The organism is Archangium violaceum (genome assembly GCF_016887565.1).
In the GTDB taxonomy this organism is placed as follows: Bacteria; Myxococcota; Myxococcia; order Myxococcales; family Myxococcaceae; genus Archangium; species Archangium violaceum_B.
The window spans coordinates 12,993,512-13,016,798 of record NZ_CP069396.1; the positions used below are offsets into that span (position 1 = coordinate 12,993,512).

The window sequence follows — 23,287 nt, forward strand, 5'->3', positions numbered from 1 at the left end:
TCCAAGTCCGCGGAAACGATGCAACGTTCGATGAGGTTATCGCGCAGGGGACGCTGGGGTTGCGGCGACCTCGTGAATCATTGCGAGTCGTGTGGCGCGAGCGCTGCCTGGATGAGCGGCAAGGCGCGTTCTCGGATTCTCGCAGAGAGGAAATCCTCCGCCATGGCGTCGAGCGAGCGATAGGCGAGGGGAAACGCCAGCTCCAGGTCCATGAGCACGTCGAGGACCACCTCATCGAGAAGGGGTTCGACCCGGTCCCGTCCGCACTTGGAGAGCGCACTGGCGATGCGGGCGGGGTTGACCAGCCGTGCGGACCAGCCCGCCAGGGCTTCCACGGAGAGCGGTTGGTGGGGGTTCCATGCCTCGCTCTCGTCGAAGCGGCCCTCGCTGAACTCCTCGATCTTCCGTTTGAAGGAGGCGCGTGCGCTGGGGGGGACGCGCTGATCGCTCTTGATGACGAGCCCCTCGGCCACGTTGTCGGCGATGGGCGGCAGGCCCAGCAAGCCTGGGACCCGTGTCGGGCCGCGCGTGGGGACGGTGTCCATGTCGGAGCGAGTCCCTCGCCGGAGGACGGGCGGCGTCAGGACTCCCGCGTCGCTGGCCACGGCCTCCAGCTCGTGGTGGGCCAGCAAGGTGCCCTCGTCCTCGTCATCGCGAGCGACCAGGACATCGAAAGGAGACCAATGCAGGTCCGGCGCGTACCAGATACCTGTCTGCACGGCGGACAGGCCCGGCACGGAGGGCACCGCTGGGTGGGGGTAGTGTCCGCCGAACAGCTCACCGTAGAAGTACACGGTGCTGGCCTCGGCCTCTAGCGCCTGGGTCATGCGTCGGGCCGCGGCCCCCAGTGGCGCGCGCAGGAGCTGCCAGCCAAAGAAAGACTCTTCCTCGGACAGCCACGCCTTGCGCTTGCCGAACCACACCTGCCCCGCGCGCACCGCGATGACGAGCTGCGCGCCGTGAATCTTCTCGAGCGCGATCCAGGCGCCGCCAGGGCTGGGTTGGGACCTGGGCTCCCCAGAGGCGGGCATCTTGGCGTAAGGCCGGAAGCGCGGAGGCTGTTCCATGGACGGAAGAATGCCCGAGAAGGGGACTCGCCGCTGCCTGACAAGCGCCTGGACATCACGCGACTTCCCGTTGTCCACGAAGGCCTACAGCTGCTGGCCCTCGCTGCTCACGCGTTGGTGGCGCGGCTCCCGCTCCTCCTCCGCGAGCGCCCGGAGCGTCTTCTCCGCGAGCCTCAGGCCCCACTGCTCGCCCAGCCGCATCGCCTCCTGCATCACCACCGGCTGCGCCGCGAGGAAACGCTTGCCGGCCGGTGACTCGTGGAAGGCGATGGCCGCGTCCAGGTCCTCCTCGGAGAAGTGGTCCATGTAGACCGGCACCAGCAGGTCCACGATGGACTCCTGCCCGGCCACCTCGCGGAACTTCTCCAGGAAGCCCGGGGGGATGTTGGACATCTCCCCGAAGTGCTGGGTCATCGAGTCGAGCATCCGCTTGCCGGTGTCCTCCGCCCCCGTGAGCACCATCAGCTTGCGGACCTTCTCTTCCTTGCGGTGCTCGGACGTCCGCTCGGCCACGGGTGGGGAGGACTCCACCGGGACACTCGCGCCCGAGTGCGCGCAGCCCACCGCGAGAACCGCGAGAAGACACCACCGCCAGGACGCCAGGAGCCGGAAAGAGCGCATGGAGCAGCCCTCCGCATCGAGAGGAGCTCCAGGATAGTCCCCGCTCCCACGCGCCGGTAAAGGGGGGCTCCCCCGCTCCAGGCCCGAGCCCCCTCCGCCGTCGACTGCCCGACTCAGGGCGCTCGCACCGACACGCGCCAGTCCCGGCGCGTGCCGTCCCGCTTCCATACCAGCAAGTAGGTGGTTCCAGGCTTCAACGGCTCCAACCGCACCCGGTCATCGCCCAGGGGCCGTACCTCCACGAGATACGGGTCTCCCACCGCGACGCGCTTCATTCCGGGCACCTCGAGCTCGTGCCGCTCGCCCATCACCAGCGTGAGGGGCAGGGACTCCGGATGGGGCTCCGCCGTCTCCGTGACTTGTGACTCCCGCTTGCCCCACGTCACGAGGTCGGCTCCCGCGAACACCAGGCACACCGCGGCCACCAGCACCACCGGCCGCCAGCGCGGAGTGGGAGGCCGGGCCAGCGCCGCGAGCAGCTCGTCCATGGAGGGAAAGCGCGCCTCCGGCTCCAGGGACAGCCCGCGGTCGAGCGCCGCCCTCACGTGTCCCGGAAGACGGGGCCGCCGTGGCACCGGCACGCGCCGCCAGCGCGCCTCGTCCCGGGCACGGGCCTCGAAGGGACGCACGCCGTGGAGCGCCTCGTGGAGCGCCACGCAGAAGCTGAACTGGTCGCCCCGCGCGTCCACCTCGAGGCCGGCGAGCTGCTCGGGGGACATGTACGCGGGTGTGCCCGGCACCGCCCCCACCCGCGTGAGCGCCGACTCCTCCGGGTCTCCCAGCACCGCCCCCGGAGTCCCGCCCTCCTCGCGGGTGCCGTGGCGCACCAGCCCGAAGTCGGTGACGCGCGGCCGTCCGTCCGCGCCCACCAGCACGTTGGCCGGCTTGAAGTCCCGGTGCACCAGCCCCGCCCGGTGCGCCGCCGCCAGCCCCTCGCCCGCCTGGAGGAAGAGGGCCAGCACCTCGCGCCAGGGCCGCTCGCGCTCCCGCAGCCAGCCCGCCAGCGTGGGTCCCTCCACCCGCTCCATCGCGAGGAAGACACGCCCCTCCTCCGTCCCCAGTTCGAAGAGGGGCAGCACGTTCGGGTGCGAGAGCCTCGCCATGGCCTGGGCCTCGCGCACCAGCCGCGCCCGGCCCTCGTCCTCGCCCGTGCCCGCCCCGGGACGCAGCAGCTTCAACGCCACCGTGCGCCCCAGTGATGGATCCTTCGCCGCGTACACCACGCCCATTCCACCCGCGCCGAGCCGCGTCTCGATGACGTAGCGGCCGAGCCTGTCGCCCGGATTCAGCGCGGGCGACTCGGGATGCGCGGGCAGCGTGGGCGCGCCCGTGTCCAGGCGGGTGGGTGCGTTCGTGGACCCGGGCGAGGAGGACTCGGCCGCCACCGCCGCCACCAGGGCGCGGCACGCGGCGCAGTCGTCGAGATGGGGCTCCAGCTCCGGCACGTCTCCGAGGGACAGCGCGCCGGAGGCGAAACCCGCGAGCACGTTCTCGTCCGGGCACCCGTCCGGCGCGCGGGGCTGCGATTGCGGAGACATCGCGGGCAATCCTCGCACGCTCGCACCGGGACGGGAAACCACCGGGGCCAGGCTCAGCCCTGGGTGACGATCCGGTACGCCTTGCGCGCACCGTCCTTCGTCCACACGAGCAGGGTCGTCTCCCCCTTCTTGCTCCCGGTGAGACGGATGATCCTGTCGTCGGGGCCCTCGAAGGTGACCTCGGCCACCTCCGGGTCTCCGATCGCCACACGGACGAGGTTCTTCACCTCCAGGGTCTGTCCCTCGCCCTTCATCAGGGTGATCGTCTTCTCGACCTTGTCCTGGGCCGAGGCGGGCGCTGGTGGCTGCTCCGACGCGCCGACCCCCGAGCCGAACAGCGTCACCGTCAGGACCACGGCCACTCCGACCATCTTCTTCGCGTACATGGGTGTCTCCCTTTTTCGACCTCTGCCCGGGTGACACCGGTGGCCGCGCGGTGTTGCACGGCGGCGCGAAAAAAGTGCGGGCCCCTCTCGAAGAGTCCTATCGGAGGAGCCTCGGACTGCACCCCCACAGCGTCATGTCCTCGGAGACCGTGCTGCACTCCCAGTCCTCGCCGCAGGAGTCGAGGTCCCTGGGGTCACACCGGCGGTAACAGGTGCTGACGGTGGGACTTCCCACGCCACAGACCTGGCCCTCGGGGCAGCTGTCCGAGCGAAGCGGGTTGCAGAGAGGCGCGCACCAGAAGACTCCACGACCCCGAAGCAGGTTGACGTTGCAGCGCTCTCCCTGGGGACACGGTGTCTCGGGACAGACGCCCCAGACCTCCGCGAGACATTGGTAGCGCGTCCCCCCGAGCTGCTTGCACCGCTGCCCCTGGGGACACCCGAGCGCGCGGCAGTCCGGGAGACAACCCGGTCCCTCCAGACTGTCGTCCTCGCAGCTGAACCCCTGGGGGCAGCTCTCGGGAGCATCGAGACGGCAGGGCGTGCCACACATTCCGCGGACACACACCAGTCCCTCCCGGCAGGAGCCCAGGGGAGAGATGGGCATGGAGTCACAAGGCTCGCCCTCGCGTCGGAGTCCTTCGGGCACGCAACGGCGGATGGGCGTGCCTCCCGTGGTTCCAGTGTCGACGCGGCGGCACACAGAGCCGGGGAAGCAGTGGGCATCCACCTCGCACTCGGAAGCCATGCATTCGAGGCGGCGTGTCTGACGGTTGGGCACGCACCCCCGGCCCGGCGGGCAGTCCCCATCCGTGCGGCAATCCCCGCAGGAATAGACCCCCCCGTCGCGTGTGCAGCGCAGCCCGGAAGCCGGAAGCCCGTCCGCCGAGAGCTCCGCGGAGGGCAGCGGCAGGCTCACGGAGATCGATGACTCCCGAGAACCGAGCTCCAGGCGGGTGGCGTCACGCAATCGCGATGGGTCCGCCTGTGTCCACGTGCCCGTCGTGGATGGCGATGCGGAGGCGGATGAGAACCCCCCTACCGGCAACTCGCCGTCAGCCCGCGCACTCGCGACCGCTCCCGAGGGCTCCACACGTGTGGAGTCAGCTCCGAGGCCATCCCCTGGCTCGGGAAGGGCGACGGGCCCCATCGAACTGGAGAAGGACCAGGACATCAGTCCCATCATCCCCACGACGGCAACGGTCGCCAGGAGCACGAGCACCCGCTGTACGCCCTCATGACGAGGTGAGCGCCGCACGTTCGTCTCGCGATGAGCGCTGGCTGCTAACGGTCACAGGGAACGATGCTGCAGCACATCATGTTCCTGTTCTTCATGACCTGCACCCCCCGTCAGCGCTGCCCTTCATTGTGAAGAGGCGACTCCGACTCCGTCCATCGACCGCCCCTCGGACTGTCGGGTGAAGGGCACTCCTCACTTCGCGCTGGCGAGGAGCGCGGAAAGACTCTCATCGAGCTGAGCGGGCACATCGCGCAGGAGGCTGTTCAGCTCACCCGAGGAGAGCCGGAGGCGCTCGGCCAGGCGGGCGCGGGTGCCGACGAGCACCTCCTCGCGGGCGTGGGCCAACCAGCGCGAGACGGTGGACTTGTGCGCGCGGTACAGCGTGCCGATGCGCTCCAGCGCGAGCCCCTCCACCAGGTGGAGCCGGAGCACGGTGCGCTCGCGCGAGGGCAGGGCCGCGAGGGACTCGGCGAGCGCGGCCTGGAAGTCGGCCCGGTGGCGCTGGCGGAGGAGCTCCAGCTCGGGGTCGCTGTTGGGGAGGGTGGCCTCGGCGAGCGCCTCCTCCTCGGCGTGGGCCTGACGCCGGGCCGAGCGCCGCAGGTTGAGCGCCATGCGGACGGCGGCGGCGCGCAGCCACGCCGCGAGCGGACCCTGGCCCTGGTAGTCGGCCATGCGGGGCGGGCGACCTCCCTCCGAGGTGAAGAGCTTCTCGCGCAGCAACTGGCACACCTCGGAGGCGGCATCCGCGCTCGCGTCCACGCGGGCCACGGCGGCGGCCACCTTCGGGAAGAAGTGCGCCTCCACGAGCCCATGCGCGACGGCGTCCCCCCGCACGCAGGCACAGGCGAGGAAGAGATCCGCCGCGTGGATGGCGCGCAGGGTGCGCTCGGGTTCGGCGCTCGGCGGAAGACGCTCGGCCAGGTGGCGGAGGAAGACGGCCTCGTCGAGCCGCACCTGGGGCCATGCCCCCCGGGCGGAGGCGAGCAGCTCCGCGAGCACCGTCTCCAGCGCGGGCAGCTCCGCGTACACCCGGGACTCTGATCGCAGATGAGGGGCGAGGAAGCGGGCGAGCGGTGGGTGAGGAAGCATGGGCTCTGACTCGGGAGGGATTACAGCATGCGAGCGGGGCTCCCGGCCTTTCTTACAGGGACTGGGAGAACGTGGTGAGCGGGGAGCCAGCGAAATCCCTCTCGAAGCGCCGGGTTGGGGAGCGCGTTGCCCATTCCGATGCCCGGCACAGCCCATGCTTGTACCCCGGGGGACAGGGTGGGCGGGGACGGAGCTCGTGCGCGGCTGTTGGGGGTGGAGATGGGGGTGAGGGAGTTGAAGGAAGAGGCGCTGGACCTCTACACGCGGCGGAAGTTCGCCGAGTGCGCGCGCACGTACGGGAAGCTGCTCGAGCTGGAACCGAGGGACCCGCACTTGTACGTGCGCCACGCGGAGGCCTGGCGGCGCGCGGGAGACAAGGGGAGGGCGATCGCCTCGTACCGGACGGCGGCGGAGCTGTTGTTGCAGCTGGGATGCGAGGCCCGGGCGAGGGCGGCGCTGAAGGTGGCGCTGGAGTTGGATCCGCGGGACACGGAGGTGGCGCGAGCGCTGGCGCAGCTGTCGCCCACCTACGCGCCGCGCCGCGAGGAGGTGCCGGGCGCGAGTGCGGAGCCGCGGAGCAGGCCGCCCTCGAGGATTCCTGAGCACCAGAGGGAGCAGGTGGAGCTGCACACGAGGCAGGCGAACGTCCCGGGGAGACTGGCACTGCCACCGGTGCCGGCCGCGCCCGCGGCGCCACTGCCCTCGCCGGCGGAGGTGCGCAGGCTGTCGGGGAACACGCTGGCGGTGAGGTCGGCACCTGGGACGAGGTGGCTGGTGGTGTCCTCGCGCACGCCGCTGACGGCCTACGAGGTGGACGAGCTGGAGCGGGTGAGGGCGAGAGAGTTCACGCTGGAAATCACGGAGTCCCCCGAGGTCTGAACCTCCCCTCTCCCTTCGGGAGAGGGACGGGGTGAGGGTATCAAGACCTCCGGGTTTGACTCCGTGTATGCCCCCTCTCCCCCTGGGAGAGGGCTGGGGTGAGGGTCTTCCGCCCGAGTCACCCGATCCGAAACGAACGCGCCAGCCCGTGGAAAAACGACCCGAGTCCCGAACTACGGCACCGGGCCAGAGCGGAGCGCTGGCGGCACCATCCACGACGAGTCCCAAGTCACGAGAGTCCCGGGGGGATCCTCTCCACTCACGCGAGGAGAAGACCCTCACCCCGACCCTCTCCCAGAGGGAGAGGGAGCCTACGACCGCCCAGGACTCAGAGGGCGGCGGAGCACTGCTGAGCCTGCTCGGTGGAGGAGTCGGGCTCGAGGGAGAAGAGCTGCTGGGCGGTGGAGGCGTTCTGCTCGGAGGAGACAGGAGCCTGGGCCATGGCCTCGCAGTGTTCGCTCTTTCGCTTGGGGTGGCAGTGGCGGATGCCGTAGACGTGGTGGCAGCCGCAGGCATCCACGCGTTTCTTGGCACAGATGGCCGGGTTGAACACCGGAGCCGTCTTCACCTCGACGGGTCCCGCATTGACGGTTACAGCCACCAGCAGCGCTCCGAGAATCCCCATCACCCAGCCCCCTTGAAGCTCCGCGAGTAGAAATGGGAATTCTTCAGTGAAGGGGCAACTGCGGGATCACGCCAGTGGACATCCGCGGCACATCAGCCGTTGACCGATCGCACGAAGGGACGCCCGCTCTGTTCGTCAGCATCCAGAGGACGCATCCGTCGCTGCCAGCGGTTGAACCGACCGAGGGGACAAACGCCATGAGCTGGACGCAAAGGTTGGAGAAGGTCGCGGAGGGGCACTACGTCCTGCCGAAGACCAAGACGATGAGGGTGGATGCCCACCTGTTCCTGTCGGACAAGCTGCTATGGGGCGAGGGCCCCGAGCTGCCGGGTCTGGAGGAGGGCGTGTTCGACCAGGTGGTGAACGCGGCGTCCTTCCCGGGGGTGACGCGGGTGGCGGTGACGCCGGACTGCCACGTGGGCTACGGGGTGCCGATTGGAACGGTGGTGGAGACGGAGGGAATCCTGCTCCCCACGGCGGCGGGCTACGACATCGGCTGCGGCATGGTGCAGCTCAAGACGACGCTGACGGCCGAGGACGTGGCGGACAAGGCGAAGCGCCGGCGGTGGATAGAAGAGGTGACGAGCCGGATCGCGGTGGGGGTGGGGGCGTCGCGGGTGCAGAAGCAGCGGCGCATCGACGCGCGCACGTTCGCCGAGGTGGTGCGCCACGGGGCCAAGGCGTTGGGCCGCAACGCGTCGGTGACGGAGCGCAACTTCATCCCGGTGGAGGACGACCGGGTGGACATCCCCGAGCGGGCGTACGAGAAGAGGGATCAGCTGGGCAGCCTCGGGGGAGGCAACCACTTCACCGAGATGCAGGTGGACGAGGAAGGGCGCGTGTGGGTGATGTTGCACACGGGGAGCCGGGGCTTCGGGTGGAACATCGCGAAGCACTACTTCGTGGAGGGGGCGGCGGAGCTGGGGCTGAGCAAGCGCAGCGAGGACTTCATCTGGCTGGACGCGGGGAGCCGGCTGGGGAAGGAGTACTGGAACCTGCACAACATGGCGGCCAACTTCGCGGTGGCCAACCGGCTCATCATCGGAGAGGCGGTGTGCGCGGCGCTCGAGGACGTGTTCGGCGGGACGGCGGACATCTACTACGAGATTTCGCACAACCTCATCCAGAAGGAGTCGGGGAAGTTCGTGGCGCGCAAGGGGGCGACGCGGGCGTTTCCGGGAGGGCACCCGGGGCTCAAGGGCACGCCGTGGGAGAAGTCGGGCCACCCCATCCTGATTCCAGGCTCGATGGAGACGGGAAGCGCCATCCTGTTCGCGGAGAAGGGAGCCGAGCAGTCCATCTACTCGGTGAACCACGGGGCGGGACGACGACTGTCGCGAGGCGAAGCGCGACGTGTGCTGAACCAATCCGAGACGGACAAGCGGATGGCGAAGGCGGACATCCTGCTCAACACGAGGACGACGCCGCTGGACGAGTCGGGGCCCTGCTACAAGAACCTGGACGACGTGCTGGACACGGTGGAGATGGCGGGGCTGGCGAAGGTGGTGCACCGCCTCAAACCAATCGCCTGCATCAAGGGAGCGGACTGAGCCCCCTCCCCTCTCCCTCCGGGAGAGGGACGGGGTGAGGGTACCCGGCGCCCTCGGGTTTGACTCCGTGTATGCCCCCTCTCCCCCTGGGAGAGGGCTGGGGTGAGGGTCTTCCCCACTCGTCACCCCAGTGGGCGCACGCTAAAGTATCCCCCGAAATGACCGCGCCGTCGCCCGCCGCCCCGTCCCAATCGCCATCCCGCGAGGCCGACCTCGCACGAGCCGAGGCCGAGCAGGCCAGCCAGGAAGCCCGGCTGGCGGATCAGCTCAACCGAGCGGCGGCGGAATCGGAGACCCTGTCCCACCGGCTCGCCGAGCTCCGGCAGCAGGTGTCGCAAGTACCCGCGGAGCGCCAGGGAGACGAGCACGTGCGGGGAGCGAGCGCGCGGCTGGAGTCGGCCTCGGTGCACACGGGGTCGACGGAGGACGCGCGAGAACGAGCACTCTCCGCGCGAAGCGAGGCGCTGGAGTCCCGGCGGCAGGCGGCGCAGGAGGTACAGGCGGCGCTGAAGACGCTGCAGCTGCTCAACACGCGGGCGCAGCAGGAGCTGGCGGAGGCGGAGGCGGGGCTGAAGCGCTCGGCGGAGGAAGCGGCGCGGGCGCAGCGCGAGCGGGAGGCGGCGGCCCGAGCGCAGCAACGCGAGCGCGAGCAGCGTGAGCGCGAGGCCACTCAGTCCCGGCAGGTGACGGTGCCGGCGCGGCAGGCGGCGGCGGTGGCGGCGGGGAACATCACGATTCCGGAGCCGAGGCCGCTGGGGGCGCGCACGTCGCGGGTGCGGATGCAGACGATGATCGATCTGCGAAGCGACTCGAACTTCTTCACGGGCTTCTCGACGAACATCAGCGAGGGGGGCGTCTTCGTGGCGACGGTGCAGACGGTGCCGCGAGGGACGACGGTGGACGTGGACTTCACGCTGCCGGGGGGAAGACCCATCAAGGTGACGGGGGTGGTGCGCTGGACGCGGGAGGTGAACGACAAGACGCCCGAGCTGATGCCGGGGCTGGGCGTACAGTTCTCGAACCTGCCGCCGGAGATCGCGGGCACCATCTCGGACTTCGTGGCCACGCGAGAGCCACTGTTCTTCCCGGACTGAGCCCCTGACTCAGGCGAACAGCTCGGCGACGGGAAGCGCCAACCCGGGAAGCGACGAGGAGGAGAGCGTCTCACCCACTCCGAGCGTCCGCATGGTGCGATAGCGGCCCGTGTCCGGGTCCGGCTCGGAGTACACCTCGACGGCCCGGCCCGCCACATCCACGACCCAGTACTCGCTCACCTGGGCCCGCGCGTAGATGCGGCCCTTGAGCAGCCGATCCCTCCGCAACGACTCGTCCGCGACCTCGACGACGAGCAGCGCGGAGCGGGGGTGCACCGGGGCGGACTCCTCTTCCTGACGGGTGACGATGGCGAGGTCCGGCTCCGGCTCACTGTCGCCCGCGAGCGAGAGCGGGAGCTGCGGGCGGACGCTGTAGGCGTCCCCGAGCACTCCGGTCAGGAATCGGTTGAGCCTCGAAACCACCAGCGCATGGGCTCGGCCTTGTGGCGCCATCTCGACGATCACCCCCTCCAGCAACTCCACGCGCTCATCCTCGCCGAGCACTCCGACATCGATGAGCCGGTGGTACTCGTCCAGGCGGAAGAGACGCGGGGCCACGAGCCCGCTGCCGAGGATGTCTGGGGAGTGCATGGCCGAGCCTCCTTGCTCCCTCAAGCTAGTGCCCTGTTCCGTGGGCGTCCACCGCTCCAAGACGCGCAGCGAATCCTTGATTTACCGTTTTGAAGCGAATAGGCCCCTCCCAGGTGGATGGACCTCTCGGAGCACAGGAGACCGGAATGCGGATGATGCGCCTCATGGCGGTGGTGGCGGTACTGGGAATGAGTGCCGTGGGCACTCCGGCCTCGGCGGGCCTGCCGTACCCGACGCGGAGCGCGTACCGCATCAAGGGACTGCAGCCGGACTTCTGGCCGAGCTACGACGAGGTGGCGGGCAACAACACGGGCGGGGTGGCGATGAACCTGACGTGGTTCACCTGGGAGCCGAGCGTGAAGGCACCGCCATGTGCCTCGTGACAGGTGGAGTACGGCGGACGGTGCTTCGTGGTGGACGCGGCGGTGGACGCGGCCATCCGCGAGTGGACGGCGCGGGGCGTGGTGGTGACGGCGGTGGTGTACGGCGTGCCGGCGTGGGCTCGGGCCGGGCGGGTGTGCACGCCAGCCGCGGCGGGCTTCGACATCTTCTGCGCCCCCAACAACGCGGCGGACTACGGCCGCTTCGCCGGCATGCTGTCCTGGCTCTACAACGGGGAGAACGGCCACGGCCGCATCGCGGACTTCGTCATCCACAACGAGGTGAACTCGAACGTCTGGTTCGACGTGGGCTGCGGCCAGGGCGCGGGGGCCTGCGATACCCAGCGCTGGCTCGACACGTACGCGGCCAACTACATCGCGGCCTATGACCAGGTCGTCTCCTGGCAGCCGGCCGCCAAGGTGCTCATTTCCATGGAGCACCACTTCGGCACGGAGTTCGACCAGCCGGGCGCCAACGAGCCGCTGCTGTCGGGCATGACGTTCCTGAACGGCTTCGCGGCCCGGGTGGGCTCGCGTGCGTGGCGGGTGGCCTGGCACCCCTACCCGCCCGACCTCACCCGGCCGCAGTTCTCCGCGGATGACTACCCCCGCGTGACGTACGGCAACATCGGCGTGCTGGCCGGGTGGCTGCGCAAGACGTTCCCCCACGTGCCCTCGGCCTGGGAGATCCAGCTCACGGAGAGCGGCGTCAATTCCATCTCCCCCAACTCCAACGAGGCGGCCCAGCAGGCCGGTGTCTGTGATTCGTTCCGCAACGTGCTCGGGACGCCCGGCATCGAGAGCTACATCTACCACCGCATGACGGACCACCCGGTCGAGGTCGCCCAGGGCCTGGGCGTCGGCCTGCGCCGCGCGGACGGGAGCGCCAAGCCGGCCTGGAGCACGTGGGCGCTCGCCAACCGCAACGACCTCAACCCGCCGAAGCTCTCGTGCGGCTTCGAGGAGCTGCCCTATACGCGCCTGCGCCGGGGCTACCACTCCTCGCGAGGCCACTGGGCCTCCTCGCGCCTGCTGCCGCCCGGCTTCACGCTCGAGCGCTCCTGGCGCCTGCTGCGCGAGCCCCAGGCGGGCACCCGGATGCTCTACGAGTGCCGCGTGGGCAACCACAACCTGCTGACGCCGGACGTGAACTGCGAGGGACTGCAGCCGCTCGGCCCCGTGGGGTACGTCTACACCTCGCAGGTGGCGGGCACGGTCCCGCTCTACCGCTGCCGGATCGGCGCCGGACAGGACCACTTCGTCTCGCCGGCGTCCAACTGCGAGGGGCAGACCTTCGAATCGCTGCTCGGCTACGTGGTGCAGTGAGTCTCAAACCAGGAGGCGGATACCCTCACCCCGACCCTCTCCCAGAGGGAGAGGGAGGATTGTTGGGTCACAGCGCCATGCCCACCTCGAGCAGCGTGAGCCCGTAGAGCAGACCCAGGCCAGGTCTGTCCGTGCCCACTCCCACGCCGAGCTCCAGCACGGACACCTGCGCGCTCCCCAGATTGAAGCGCGCGGGCGCCAGCGTCACCCCGAGCCCCAGCGCCGGCCCGGTGATGGCCACGGGGTGCTCGGGGGTGAGGAAGTCCAGCCTGTCCCCGAAGACACCGGTGAGGTTCACCAGCGCCGCGGGAGACCACCACCCCTGGCGCTGCACGCCAGCACCCACCCGCACCGAGAACGCCGAACCCAACCCCGTGAGCCCGTTCGCGTCGGCCTGGAGCAACCACCGCCCGTCCACCGTGTCGCGCAGGCCCAAGCCACCCCCCACCCCTCCCTGGGTGCGCGCCGGAGAGAGGTACACCGTCGCGCCCGAGCGGACATACAGCGAGAGCTGATGCCGGGGCGCATCGGCCGGAGCCGGCGAGGAGGCCAGCGCGGAGAGCACGAGAAGCGTGGAGACGCTCATGGCAGCGGTCCCTCCGCCCAGAAGGAGAGCCCGGCCGCGGACAGCCGGGTGACGTCAGCGAGGAAGTCGGGGTCGAGCGTGGAGGGCACGTCGGTGTCTTTGTGGTAGTGCGGGTTGCGGAAGTTGGCGGTGTCGGTGAGGAAGAGGGCGCTCTGTCCGGCCAGCCAGAAGGGGGCGTGGTCGCTGCGCATGAGGTTGCCCGAGGCGGGGCCGGTGCCATCGTTCGGCGTCACCGCGCCTCGCACCGAACCGAAGCCCAGCTGCGCGTTCAGCGCGTACAGTTCCTCCAGCCGCGGACGGGACTGCTCGTTGGCGATGGCCGCGATGAAGTCGCCCGTGGTGGGCATCGGGAAGCCCGGCAGGCCCTGCTGGGCACCGGGGCTCGGGTCCTTGTAGCCGACGCAGTCGAAGATGACGGAGGCGATGATCCGCTCGTCCGGGTGCGCCTGGATGTAGCGCGTGCTGCTCACCAGACCGAGCTCCTCCAGGTCGAAGCCCAGGAAGCGCACGGTGCGGGCGAAGCGCTTGCCCGAGGCCAGCCGCGCCATCTCCAGCATGGCGGCCACCCCCGAGCTGTTGTCGTCCGCCCCCGAGAAGAAGGCGTCGTAGTGGGCTCCCACCACCACCACCTCGTCGGGACGCTCGGTGCCGCGCACCTCGGCGATGACGGTCGAGGTGGGGAAGCGCGGATCCTCCGTGTCGTGCAGGGAGACGGTGTAGCCGAGCGACTCGAAGCGCGCGCGCACCAGCTGGCGGGCCTTCTCGCGGGTGAGGTTGCACACGGGCCGGCGCGCCGTGTCGATCTCCGTGGGCGGGAAGAGGCCGCAGTCGAGCGGGGTGTCCTCGCGGTGCGAGGCGACGAGCGCGTCCACGTCCGACATCAGCCGGCCCTTGTCCACGCCCGAGGCGAAGTCCCCGGCGCGGGAGACAGACGCAGCGTCGACGGAGGGCCGCGAGGAACAGGAGCTCACGGCGAGGAAGAGCAGTGCGGCGAAGAGCGGTCTCACAGTGTCATCCCCAGGTGGACGAGGCCGAGTTGCAGGCGCAGGGTGGAGCCGGGCTGGTTGAGGGAGGTGCCCCACTGGAGCTCGAGGGCACTCGCGGTGAAGCGCTGGAAGACGAAGCGCAGGGGCGCGGCATGGAGCGCGACGTAGGCGGGCCCGAGCTTCTCCGCATGGCGGCGCGAGAGGTCATCGGGGAGACCCCCTCGGGGATTGATGACGACGGGCAGGCCGCTGAGGCCCAGCTCCGGGCCCACCGCGGGCCGCCACGTGCCCAGGCTCGGGCTCAGCAGGGCGCGGGCGAAGACCTCGACGGGGAAGCTGCCCTGGCCGGCGGGGGCCCAGCGGATACCACCGCCGAGCCGCCAGGAGCCGAGCTCGTTCGAGTAGGCGGCCTCGAGACCGAGCCGGGGAGAGGTCACGTTGTAGATGCCGCCGTTGGTGAGGATGACGGCGGTGGCGCCGAGGGACACATCGTGTCCGGCGGCGGCCGCGGCGCTCGGGAGGAGCGCGGCGGCGAGGAGGAACCAGGAGCGCATGGGGGAGGACTCTACCCCTTCCCGGGCAGGAGAGCGGGCGCGAGTCGCACCGAGCCCGCCAGGTCCACGGCCAGTGAAGCCCCTGCCTCCCTCTCCCCCTGGGAGAGGGCCGGGGTGAGGGTATGTGCCCACCGCCAGGCAACCGAGCGCCCCCGCGCCCCCGACATCTGGCTCGGAGGATGACCACATCTCACCTTTGCGAGGAACGAAGCCACGGGCCCGGCGAGGCCGGCCAAAGGCGGAAGGGAGCGGCGGGATGCGCGTCCACCATTTGAACTGCGTGACGATGTGCCCACCGGGTGGGCGGCTGATGGATGGCAGGCGCCGGCCGAGAGGAGTACCGGCGGCCCTGGTGTGCCACACCCTGTTGTTGGAGACGAACCAGGGGCTGGTGCTGGTGGACACGGGCTTCGGGCTGGAGGACGTGCGCAACCCGAGGCAGAGGCTGAGCCCGTTCTTCCTGGACTTCCTCTGCCGGCCGCAGCTCAACGAGGCGATGACGGCGGTGCGGCAGATCGAACGCCTGGGCTTCAAGGCCGAGGACGTGCGGCACATCGTGCTGACGCACCTGGACTTCGATCATGCGGGAGGGCTGGACGACTTCCCGTCGGCGCGGGTGCACGTGATGGCGGCGGAGGCGGACGCGGCGGTGTCGCAGCTGACGTGGCTGGACCGGCGGCGCTTCCGCCCGAGGCAGTGGAGCACGCAGCCGCACTGGGTGACGTACCCGATGCCACGCGGGGGAGACCGCTGGTTCGGCTTCGAGTGCGTGAGGGACCTGGAGGGTCTGCCGCCGGACATCCTGCTCGTGCCGCTGGTGGGGCACACGCTGGGGCACGCGGGGGTGGCGATCCAGCAGTCGGACGGGTGGCTGCTGCACGCGGGCGACGCGTACTTCTACCACGAGGAGATGAACCCGACGCGGCCGCGGTGCACGCCAGGGCTGTGGGCGTACCAGGAGCTGATGCAGAAGGACGGGCGGATGCGGCGGCTGAACCAGGAGCGGCTGCGCGAGCTGGTGCGGCGGCACGACCGGGACGTGCGGGTGTTCTGCGCGCATGACGCGGTGGAGTTCGAGCGCCTGGAGGAGGACGCCCGCGCCCACGAGCCGCACGCGCTGCGCGGCCTGGCCTCGGTGGAGGAGACGCGCGAGCCGCCCCTGCCTCCGGTGCCGCCCATCATCCCGACGGTGTGAGCACCCGGCGGCACAGGCACGAAGGTCTACCCTCACCCCGGCCCTCTCCCAGAGGGAGAGGGTGCTCGCAACCCGCTTACAGCTGGATGTTCTCGTGCTTCACCAGCGCCGTGAGCGCCTCCTCCATCACCGCTCTCGCCGCCGCCGTGTACTTGTACAGCAGCGCGTGCACCTGCCGGTCCTCCTCGTTCCGGTTCTCGCAGTGCTTCGAATACTCCTCGAACGCCTGCAGGCTGCTCACCAGCTGCGACAGGTGGTTGGGGCACTCGCACTGCACCGCGCTGGATACCTCCAGCAGCTTGCCCAGCTTCTCCGGTGAATACAGCGGCGCCCTCGGTGTCGCCGGCACCGTCACCGTCGCCAGCGTCCCCGAGCCCGCTGCCCCCAGTTGCAGCGCCGGCCCCGCTGCCCCCGCCACCGGAGCCGCCTGCGCCACCGCCGCCTTCGCCGGCACCGGCTGCAGCATCGCGTCCAGCACCGCCAGGTGCACGTGCGCCCTCAGCAGCGACAGCGAAATCGGCCCCTGCAACAGCCTCACCTTCCCCGCCGGGTACTGCTGCAACACGCCCCGCCTCGCGAACCGGTACGTCACGATGGCGTGCCTCGCCCCAGAGCCCTCCATCAGCGTCGGCACCACCCCCGTCTCCACCCCGTTCAGCTCCAGGAAATCCAGCGCCAGCACGTCTGGACGCTTCGCCGGCACCTCCTCCCGGAACGCTCCCAGCGACGTCCCCGACCACACCACCTCCACGTCTCGGAGCGCCTGCGGATTCTCCCGCAACTGCGCGGGATACGACTCACCCAGAAGGGCCAGCTTCACCATGACTCACCTCGCGGACTTCCCTCAGGGTGTCCTGGCCCCTTACCCCGTTCAATCTGACTAATGCACCAGCCCCGGAGGCTGTGAGAAGGCATCCACTTCCCGACTCGCGGGTGAAATCGGCAGTTCAACCGTGAACGTCGCGCCCTCCCCCACTTCGCTGTCCACCCGGACGGTGCCCCCGTGCGCCTCCACCAGCTGCCGGACGATGTAGAGCCCCAGCCCGAAGCCCTCCTTCTTCTCACCCTCCGTCGGCGCCTTCGTGAAGCGCTCGAAGATGTGGCACTGCTGCTCCCGGGGAATCCCCGGCCCGTGGTCTCGCACCCTCAACCGCCCGTGGCCGTCCGTGCGCTCCACCCGCACCTCGATGGGGCGGCCCTTGCCGTACTTGAAGGCGTTGGACAGCAGGTTCGTCAGCACCCGCTCCAGCCGCAGCCTGTCCCACTTCCCCACCACTCCCAGCTGCACGTCCAGCATCAGGCGGCTGCCCACCTCCGCCGCCTGCTCGGCATGCCGCGCCACCGCCTCGTGCGCCAGCTCCGCCAGGTCCACATCCCCCAGCTCCAGCTCCATCCTCCCCGAGCCCAGCCGCGACAGGTCCAACAGGTTGTGCAGCAGCCGCCCCAGCCGCTGCGTGTAGCGCACCGCCGCGGTGAGCCCCTCGCGCAGCTTGTCCGGGTCCGCTGGCGGCGCGCGCCGCAGCTTGCCCAGCATCAACTGCAGCGCCTGCAGCGGCGAGCCCAGGTCGTGCGAGGCCACGCCGATGAGCTCCAGCGCCGCCTGCGCCTCGCGCAGCAGCCGCGCGTTGTCCAACGACAGCCCCGCCCTCCCCGCCAGCTCCTCGACGAACACCTGGTCCGTCTCCGTGAAGCGCCGCTCGGGCCGCTGCGTCATCAGCACCAGCACGCCCAGCGTCCTCCCCCCCGCGCGCAGGGGCACGCTGAGCGAGGAGCCCGTCCCCAGCCGCTGCACCACCTCCTGCTGCCCTCCCTCCCCCGCCACCTGCTCCCGCCGCTGCGGTGTCACCTCCGTGACGAGCTCGGAGCGCCCCGTGCGCAGCACCTCCCAGAGCCGGTGCAGCATGCCCCTCGTGGGCGTGCGCCGGTGAACCATCTCCCACAGCATTCTCTCCACCTCCGGGGACACGTGGCGCACCGCGCGAGGCGTCAGCTCCCCCGAGGGCGTGAGCAGGAAGAGCAGGCAGCCATCCGCCAGGTCCGGCACCAGGTGCCGCGCCAGCTCCGCCACCACCAGGTCCGGGTCCCCCGCCGAGTGGAAGAGCCGCTCGGCCTCGACGAACAGGCGCTGGGCGCGCTCCAGCCGCCGGCGCTCGGTGATGTCGCGGGTGAGCACCACGAACCCCTCCAGCCGGCCCCCCTCGTCGCGCAGCGGCGTGAACAGGGACTCGGCCCAGAAGCGCGAGCCGTCCTTGCGCAGCCTCCAGCCCTGCGCCTCCAGCCGCCCCTCGCGCGCCGCCTGCTCCAAATCCCTCTGCGGCTGCCCCTCCACCACCTCCTCCGGCGGGTACAGCAGCGCACCGGAGTGATGGATGATCTCCTCGGCGCGCCAGCCCTGGATGCGCTCGGCGCCCGGATTCCAGCTCGCCACCCGGCCCTGTGAGTCCAACAGATAGAGGGCATAGTCCTTCACCCCCTCCACCAGCAGCCGGAAACGCTCCTCGGAGGCACGCGCCTCGTGGTGCAGGGGCCACAGCGCGCGGGTGAGCACCCAGGCCAGCCCCATCGCCACCAGCAACCCCAGCGTGGCCGCGGAGAGGATGAGCCAGAGCGCCCGGCGGTCCGCCCGCCGATCGTGTTGGAATCCCTCCTCCAACCGCTCCTGGGTGAGCCGGGCCAGCACCTTCAGCGCCTCCTCCGTCCGCTCGCGCGCCTGGCGCGTCGCCTCACTCAGCTGCTTCAGCTCCGTCACGGAGCCCCCCCGCCGCAGCGCCTCCCTCTTGCGCGCATGAAAGGCCTGGTGCGCCTCCTCGCTGGCGGCCACCTCCTCCAGCGCCCGCAGCTCGTCCCCCGTGGCATGCGCGCGCAGTTCCTCCAGGGTCCGCTGGAACTGCATCCACGCCTGCTGCTCATCCCACCCGAAGGCCTCGTTGCGCGTCAGCTCGTAGCCGCGCTGGGCCGCCAGCTTCTCGCTGAAGGCCCGGCGCAGCTGCTCCACCTGCGCCATGTGAACCAGGAGCTCCGAGGTGTACTGCTCGTTGCCGGTGAACACCGAGCGCAGGGCAAGCGCGGAGATGGTGGCGATGGCCAGCGCGATGGCCAGCGAGGCAGCGAATCCCACCGCGATACGTGTCGCGAAAGTCCAGGGACGCCGCATCAGCTCCCACACCCCCCTCACGCGAGCGGCAGCCCGCCCACGCAAGGTGGCGCCATGAGGCGGATGTAGGAATCGGTGCTCTCGGGCAGGGGGGTGTCCGGAACCCGTCACCCCCCTGTACCCGAGAACGAGCCCCATCCGTTCACCGCACGTCCTCCGGACCCTGCGGGCCCCTTCCCTCGCGGGGAGGGCCGCCACAGGTTGTGCGCTCGTCGGCCACTCGAAGCGTGGGCGAAGGGCAGGGGCATGGGCGTGCGGTGGAGCGGGCTCCTCGGGTGGGTGGGCCTGGTCTCGGTGCTGCTGGGGGCATGCGGGGGGACGGTGGATGAGGATCCACCCCCGGGCAGGCTCGCGCGCAACGGGTGCCAGCCGCGCGGCTGCGAGGAGCAGGGATTGGAGTGCGGCACGGCCATCGACGGCTGCGGCGGCGTCCTCTACTGCGGCACCTGTCCCGAGGGTCAGGTCTGTGGCGACAGCGGCCTGCCCAACCGGTGCGTCCCGAGTCCGTGCACACCGGCCTCGTGTGAGTCGCTGGGCGGCAACTGTGGCGCCGTGCCGGATGGGTGCGGGGGGATGCTGGAGTGCGGCACCTGCGTGCCCCCGGAGACCTGTGGAGGAGGCGGCACCCCCAACGTGTGCGGCCGGTCGCCCTGCACGCCCGTCACCTGCGAGGCGCTCGGCAAGAACTGCGGAACCGTGGCCGATGGCTGCGGGGGAACGCTCGAGTGTGGCACCTGCCCCGAGGGCCAGACGTGTGGCGGAGGCGGCCCCAACGTGTGCGGCCGGGCGCGCTGCACGCCCACCACGTGCGAGGCGCTCGGGAAGAACTGCGGCACGCTGTCGGACGGATGCGGGGGGACGCTCGAGTGCGGCACCTGCCCCGAGGGCACGACGTGCGGCGCCGGCGTGCCCAACGTCTGCGGCAGCCCGCCCTGCGCGCCGGTGACGTGCTCGGGGCTGGGGAAGAACTGCGGCACCCTCCCGGACGGGTGCGGGGGAACAATCGAATGTGGCACCTGTGCCGACAGCGAGTCCTGCGGCGGAGGCGGAGCGCCCAACGTGTGCGGCCCGGCCACGTGCATTCCCACCGGGTGCACGGCGCAGGGGAAGAACTGCGGCATCGTCTCCAACGGATGCGGCGGGGTGCTCGACTGCGGTCAGTGCTTCGGGAGCGAGACGTGTGGCGGAGGCGGCGTGGCCAACGTCTGCGGCTCGCGCTGCATGGCGGCCACGTGCGCCGAGCTGGGCAAGGACTGTGGCGTCGTGCCGGACGGGTGCGGGGGGATGCTCGACTGCGGCACCTGCGGGCCGGGGGAGACGTGCGGAGGCGGGGGCGTGCCCAATGTCTGCGCCGAGACGGCCTGCCGGCCGTACACCTGCTGCTTCCTGGGGAAGAACTGCGGCATGGTGAAGGACGGGTGCGGCGGGACGCTCGACTGTGGCACCTGCCCCGAGGGCGAGACGTGCGGCGGAGCGGGCGTGCCCAACGTGTGCTACCGCTCGACACCGGTGTGCGCGGACCGGGACCTGGGCAGCGAGCTGCCGGTGCGGGTGAAGGGGAGCACGGCGTACGCCAATGACGACCACCAGTCGGCGTGCGGGGGCCAGGGCGCGCCGGACCGGGGCTTCTTCTGGACGGCGCCGAGGAGCGGCACCTTCACCTTCGACACGGCGCGCTCGGCGCTGGACACGCTGCTGAGCCTGAGACGGGACGGCTGTGGAGGCGCGGAGCTCGCGTGCGCCACGGACGGCATCAGCTACGGCGGAGGCGCGCGGGTGACGGCGACGCTGGTGGCGGGCCAGCGGGTGCTGGTGGTGGTGGACTCGCCCGCGGGAGGCAACTTCAGCGCGGGGGACTTCGAGCTGCACATCGACGAGCTGCTGGCCACGGAGGCCGGGCGCTGCTTCGACGGCACGGACAACGATGGGGACCGGTGGGTGGACTGCGCGGACACGGACTGCCAGGACGCGCCGGGCTGTGGCGGGAGCGGGTGCGCGGACACGGACCTGGGCAGCGCGCTGCCGGTGACGTACCTGGGGGACACGACGCAGGCGGGGGACGGCTTCCAGGGCACGTGTGGCGCGGTGCTCCAGCAGGACCGGGCGCACCTGTGGACGGCGCCGAGGAGTGGCACCTTCGTCTTCGACACGGTGGGGAGCGGCTACGGCAACGCGCTGTACGTGCTGACGGGGTGCCGGGGGCGGGAGCTGGCGTGCTCGGCGAGCCGCACCGCGGGGAAGACGGGCGCGCCGGTGGTGAAGCTGGCCCTGCTGCAAGGACAGACGGTGCTGGTGGTGGTGGACGGCCTGGCCAGCGACGACAAGGCCTCACCCATCCGCTACTCGCTGCACATCTCCGAGTACGTGTCGCGCGAGTCCGGCCGCTGCTCCAATGGCGCGGACGACGACGCGGATGGCCGGGCGGACTCGGCCGACTCCGACTGCCAGTGAGCCACCCACCGGGGCCGGACTTCCCACGGGAAGCGGCCCCGGTCCTCCCTCCAGGGGAGAGAGATGAGCGGCTCAGGTCTCGAAGGCGGTCTGCTCGAAGACGATGACCTTGTGCGACTGCGGGAACAGGACGACGTACAGGTTGAACCAGCCCGTCGAGCCCGCGGCCACCAGGTAGCTGGTGTAGTAGCGCTTCACCTGCACCGTCTCCGCCCCGTTGCTGTACGCGGCGAGCAGGGACGGGGGCACCGGCAGGAACTCCGAGTACACGTCCGTCTTGAACTGCGCGAAGCTCAGCACCACGCCCGGCTCACCGTAGAGGCCATAATCCTGCAGGCCCAGGACGGCCTCGGCCGCCTTGTCCAGAGAGGGCGAGCCCGAGTACGGCCACGCGAAGTCGAACTCGCGCAGGTAGCCCTCGGACCAGTAGTGCGCGGCATTGCCCGGGGCCAGCGCCGACAGCGGCCCCGAGTCCACCGGAGCCTCCTCCAGCTCGAGCTGATAGTTCGCCGGGGGCGCGGGCAGCACGGCCTGGGTGCCCTGACCGAGCTCCGCCTCCTGCACGGACTCCGCCGCTCCACCACAGGCGCCCAGCAGGGCCACCGGCACCACGCACAGCAACGTCTTCATCCACTTGCGACGCATCATCATCGTCCTCGGGGGTTGTGGACGGGCCCCCCAGGCTCCGCCCTTGGTCCAATGCGCCGTCTGCCACGCGCACCCGCGCGACTCAAGCAACAACGGAGAAACCCCGGAAGACTGGCGGCTCAACCGGGCTCGCGGTCGAGCTTGTCCAGGACGGAGCGGGCCTCGGCGTCCTGCTGCTGGTGGGCCTGGACCTCGGCGACCTCGCGCCAGCGAATCCAACCCTGGCTGGCGGCGTGGCGGGCGGCCGTGACGGTGTCGTCCACCATGAGCATCTGACTGCCGGCGGCGCGGATGTCCTCGGCGATGCGGGCCAGCTCACGCTCGCGGCCGGAGCGGTGCCACACGTTGCGGATGTAGACGCAGTGGATGCGGCCGGGGAACTCGCGGACGATGGTGCGGTAGTGCTCGGCGTCCTCCTGCCCGCTGTCGCCGATGAGGATGAAGGGCAGCGACTCCAGCGTGCCCAGCACCCCGCGAATCTTCTCCAGCTTGTGCCCGTGCCCGCCCCCGGGCGCGAAGCCCTGACGGCTCAGCCCCCAGTCACGCAGCAGCAGGGGCCCGGCTGGAATCCGGTGCAGCCCGAGGAACTCGTCCAGGTGCTCGTACAGGTTCCACGGGCTGGAGGAGACATAGAAGATGGGGTTGTTGGCCGAGCCGCTCTTGCCCTGGTGGAGCGCCTCGTAGAAGGCATCCACGCCCTCGAAGGGCAGGCGCGTGCGGTGCTCGGTGAGGAAGAGCGTCCAGGTGCGCTTGAGGAAGTTGGTGACGTTGGTGACGATGACGGTGTCGTCGATGTCGCTGATGATGCCGTACTCGGCCTCGGAGCCGGCCACCAGGACGGGGGTGCGCACGCGCTCCACGCCCTTGGGGGAGGGAGAGAGCAGCTCCAGCTCCACGTCGTGCCAGCCGGACTTCAGCCCCTCGGGAGGGGATACCCAGAGCTCCAGGAAGCCCTCCTCGTCGGTGGTGCCCTCCCAACGGTGCTCGCCCCAGCGCGCCACCAGGCGGGCATGGGGAATCTCCACCGTCATGTAGCGCTTCCACGAGGCGATGGCGCTGCCCAGCAGGGTGTGCCGCTTCCAGGGCGGACGCACGTGCCGGTTCTCCAGCACGCGGGCCTTGATGACGGCCTGCCCGGCCGTCCCATAGCCGCGGTAGGGGAGGATGCGAGGCCGGCCGGCCAACCCCAGCTTACGCCGGAGACGCCAGCCCCACGATTCGGCGTAGTGCTCGACATGGAAGGCGAGCCGGACGAGGGCGTTGGGCGGCTTGCGGGACATGGGGTCGGGCATCTCCGGGAAAGGTCCACACTCCATCCGTCCGCGCC

At 70.6% G+C, this 23,287-nt stretch carries 21 protein-coding genes; 7 read left to right on the top strand and 14 right to left on the bottom strand.

The features are described from left to right. Positions 1-77: 77 nt before the first annotated feature. The 5 genes from JRI60_RS51895 to JRI60_RS51915 all read right to left on the bottom strand — a co-directional run bounded on the left by JRI60_RS51895 (position 78) and on the right by JRI60_RS51915 (position 5,941). Positions 78-1,067, bottom strand: coding sequence for an RNA ligase family protein (locus JRI60_RS51895; RefSeq protein ID WP_204223586.1), 990 nt, complete (start codon positions 1,065-1,067; stop codon positions 78-80). Between the two features lie 84 nt (positions 1,068-1,151). Then, positions 1,152-1,688 carry a DUF2059 domain-containing protein gene (locus JRI60_RS51900; RefSeq protein ID WP_204223587.1) on the bottom strand — a complete coding sequence of 179 codons (537 nt, stop codon included), beginning with the start codon at positions 1,686-1,688 and terminating at the stop codon, positions 1,152-1,154. Positions 1,689-1,801: 113 nt separating this feature from the next. Then, complete coding sequence (locus JRI60_RS51905; protein WP_204223588.1) at positions 1,802-3,226, bottom strand: protein kinase domain-containing protein; 1,425 nt, start codon at positions 3,224-3,226, stop codon at positions 1,802-1,804. A 53-nt stretch (positions 3,227-3,279) separates the two neighbouring features. After that, the gene (locus JRI60_RS51910) at positions 3,280-3,612 is read right to left on the bottom strand and encodes a pilus assembly protein N-terminal domain-containing protein (RefSeq protein WP_204223589.1); all 333 of its coding nucleotides are present in this window, start codon (positions 3,610-3,612) and stop codon (positions 3,280-3,282) included. Positions 3,613-5,044: 1,432 nt separating this feature from the next. After that, entirely contained in the window at positions 5,045-5,941 is an 897-nt protein-coding gene (locus tag JRI60_RS51915; RefSeq protein ID WP_204223590.1) for a sigma-70 family RNA polymerase sigma factor, read from the bottom strand. 219 nt (positions 5,942-6,160) lie between these two features. Here JRI60_RS51915 and JRI60_RS51920 point away from each other — a divergent pair, with 219 nt between their 5' ends. After that, positions 6,161-6,820, top strand: coding sequence for a tetratricopeptide repeat protein (locus JRI60_RS51920; protein WP_204229469.1), 660 nt, complete (start codon positions 6,161-6,163; stop codon positions 6,818-6,820). Between the two features lie 328 nt (positions 6,821-7,148). On the opposite strand, the gene JRI60_RS51925 is transcribed toward JRI60_RS51920, so the two are convergent. Beyond that, complete coding sequence (locus tag JRI60_RS51925) at positions 7,149-7,445, bottom strand: hypothetical protein (RefSeq protein WP_204223591.1); 297 nt, start codon at positions 7,443-7,445, stop codon at positions 7,149-7,151. Between the two features lie 197 nt (positions 7,446-7,642). Between JRI60_RS51925 and JRI60_RS51930 the strand changes: the two genes are divergently transcribed. Beyond that, positions 7,643-8,995, top strand: a complete 1,353-nt coding sequence (locus JRI60_RS51930; protein WP_204223592.1) for an RtcB family protein — start codon at positions 7,643-7,645, stop codon at positions 8,993-8,995. Positions 8,996-9,153: 158 nt separating this feature from the next. Further along, the gene (locus tag JRI60_RS51935; RefSeq protein WP_204223593.1) at positions 9,154-10,089 is read left to right on the top strand and encodes a TIGR02266 family protein; all 936 of its coding nucleotides are present in this window, start codon (positions 9,154-9,156) and stop codon (positions 10,087-10,089) included. 9 nt (positions 10,090-10,098) lie between these two features. On the opposite strand, the gene JRI60_RS51940 is transcribed toward JRI60_RS51935, so the two are convergent. Then, positions 10,099-10,680, bottom strand: a complete 582-nt coding sequence (locus JRI60_RS51940; RefSeq protein ID WP_204223594.1) for a Uma2 family endonuclease — start codon at positions 10,678-10,680, stop codon at positions 10,099-10,101. Positions 10,681-10,826: 146 nt separating this feature from the next. Here JRI60_RS51940 and JRI60_RS54245 point away from each other — a divergent pair, with 146 nt between their 5' ends. After that, a complete protein-coding gene (locus JRI60_RS54245) occupies positions 10,827-11,063 on the top strand; it encodes a hypothetical protein (protein ID WP_239470232.1) in 237 nt (78 codons plus the stop codon). A gap of 3 nt (positions 11,064-11,066) precedes the next feature. After that, a complete protein-coding gene (locus tag JRI60_RS51945) occupies positions 11,067-12,386 on the top strand; it encodes a DUF5722 domain-containing protein (RefSeq protein ID WP_239470233.1) in 1,320 nt (439 codons plus the stop codon). A gap of 67 nt (positions 12,387-12,453) precedes the next feature. Here the strand turns inward: JRI60_RS51945 and JRI60_RS51950 are convergent, their stop codons facing one another. Genes JRI60_RS51950 through JRI60_RS51960 form a run of 3 tightly spaced genes read right to left on the bottom strand, consistent with a single transcriptional unit; the run spans position 12,454 to position 14,512 of the window. Continuing rightward, positions 12,454-12,972: a hypothetical protein gene (locus JRI60_RS51950; RefSeq protein WP_204223595.1), complete on the bottom strand. Its 519-nt coding sequence runs from the start codon at positions 12,970-12,972 to the stop codon at positions 12,454-12,456. Further along, a complete protein-coding gene (locus JRI60_RS51955) occupies positions 12,969-13,979 on the bottom strand; it encodes a M28 family peptidase (protein WP_204223596.1) in 1,011 nt (336 codons plus the stop codon). Before JRI60_RS51955 ends, JRI60_RS51950 begins: the two co-directional genes overlap by 4 nt. Further along, positions 13,976-14,512: a hypothetical protein gene (locus tag JRI60_RS51960; protein ID WP_204223597.1), complete on the bottom strand. Its 537-nt coding sequence runs from the start codon at positions 14,510-14,512 to the stop codon at positions 13,976-13,978. Before JRI60_RS51960 ends, JRI60_RS51955 begins: the two co-directional genes overlap by 4 nt. Before the next feature lie 256 nt (positions 14,513-14,768). Between JRI60_RS51960 and JRI60_RS51965 the strand changes: the two genes are divergently transcribed. Beyond that, complete coding sequence (locus tag JRI60_RS51965) at positions 14,769-15,707, top strand: MBL fold metallo-hydrolase (RefSeq protein WP_204223598.1); 939 nt, start codon at positions 14,769-14,771, stop codon at positions 15,705-15,707. 76 nt (positions 15,708-15,783) lie between these two features. Here the strand turns inward: JRI60_RS51965 and JRI60_RS51970 are convergent, their stop codons facing one another. After that, entirely contained in the window at positions 15,784-16,527 is a 744-nt protein-coding gene (locus tag JRI60_RS51970; RefSeq protein ID WP_204223599.1) for a hypothetical protein, read from the bottom strand. A gap of 60 nt (positions 16,528-16,587) precedes the next feature. After that, on the bottom strand, positions 16,588-18,861 hold the full coding sequence (locus JRI60_RS51975) for a sensor histidine kinase (RefSeq protein WP_204223600.1): 2,274 nt from the start codon (positions 18,859-18,861) through the stop codon (positions 16,588-16,590). A 246-nt stretch (positions 18,862-19,107) separates the two neighbouring features. Between JRI60_RS51975 and JRI60_RS51980 the strand changes: the two genes are divergently transcribed. After that, positions 19,108-21,312, top strand: coding sequence for a tryptophan synthase alpha chain (locus tag JRI60_RS51980; RefSeq protein WP_204223601.1), 2,205 nt, complete (start codon positions 19,108-19,110; stop codon positions 21,310-21,312). 72 nt (positions 21,313-21,384) lie between these two features. Here JRI60_RS51980 and JRI60_RS51985 read toward each other — a convergent pair whose 3' ends face one another. Both JRI60_RS51985 and JRI60_RS51990 read right to left on the bottom strand, forming a co-directional pair. After that, positions 21,385-21,960 carry a hypothetical protein gene (locus JRI60_RS51985; RefSeq protein ID WP_204223602.1) on the bottom strand — a complete coding sequence of 192 codons (576 nt, stop codon included), beginning with the start codon at positions 21,958-21,960 and terminating at the stop codon, positions 21,385-21,387. Between the two features lie 119 nt (positions 21,961-22,079). After that, the gene (locus JRI60_RS51990) at positions 22,080-23,240 is read right to left on the bottom strand and encodes an App1 family protein (RefSeq protein ID WP_204223603.1); all 1,161 of its coding nucleotides are present in this window, start codon (positions 23,238-23,240) and stop codon (positions 22,080-22,082) included. Positions 23,241-23,287 lie beyond the last annotated feature (47 nt).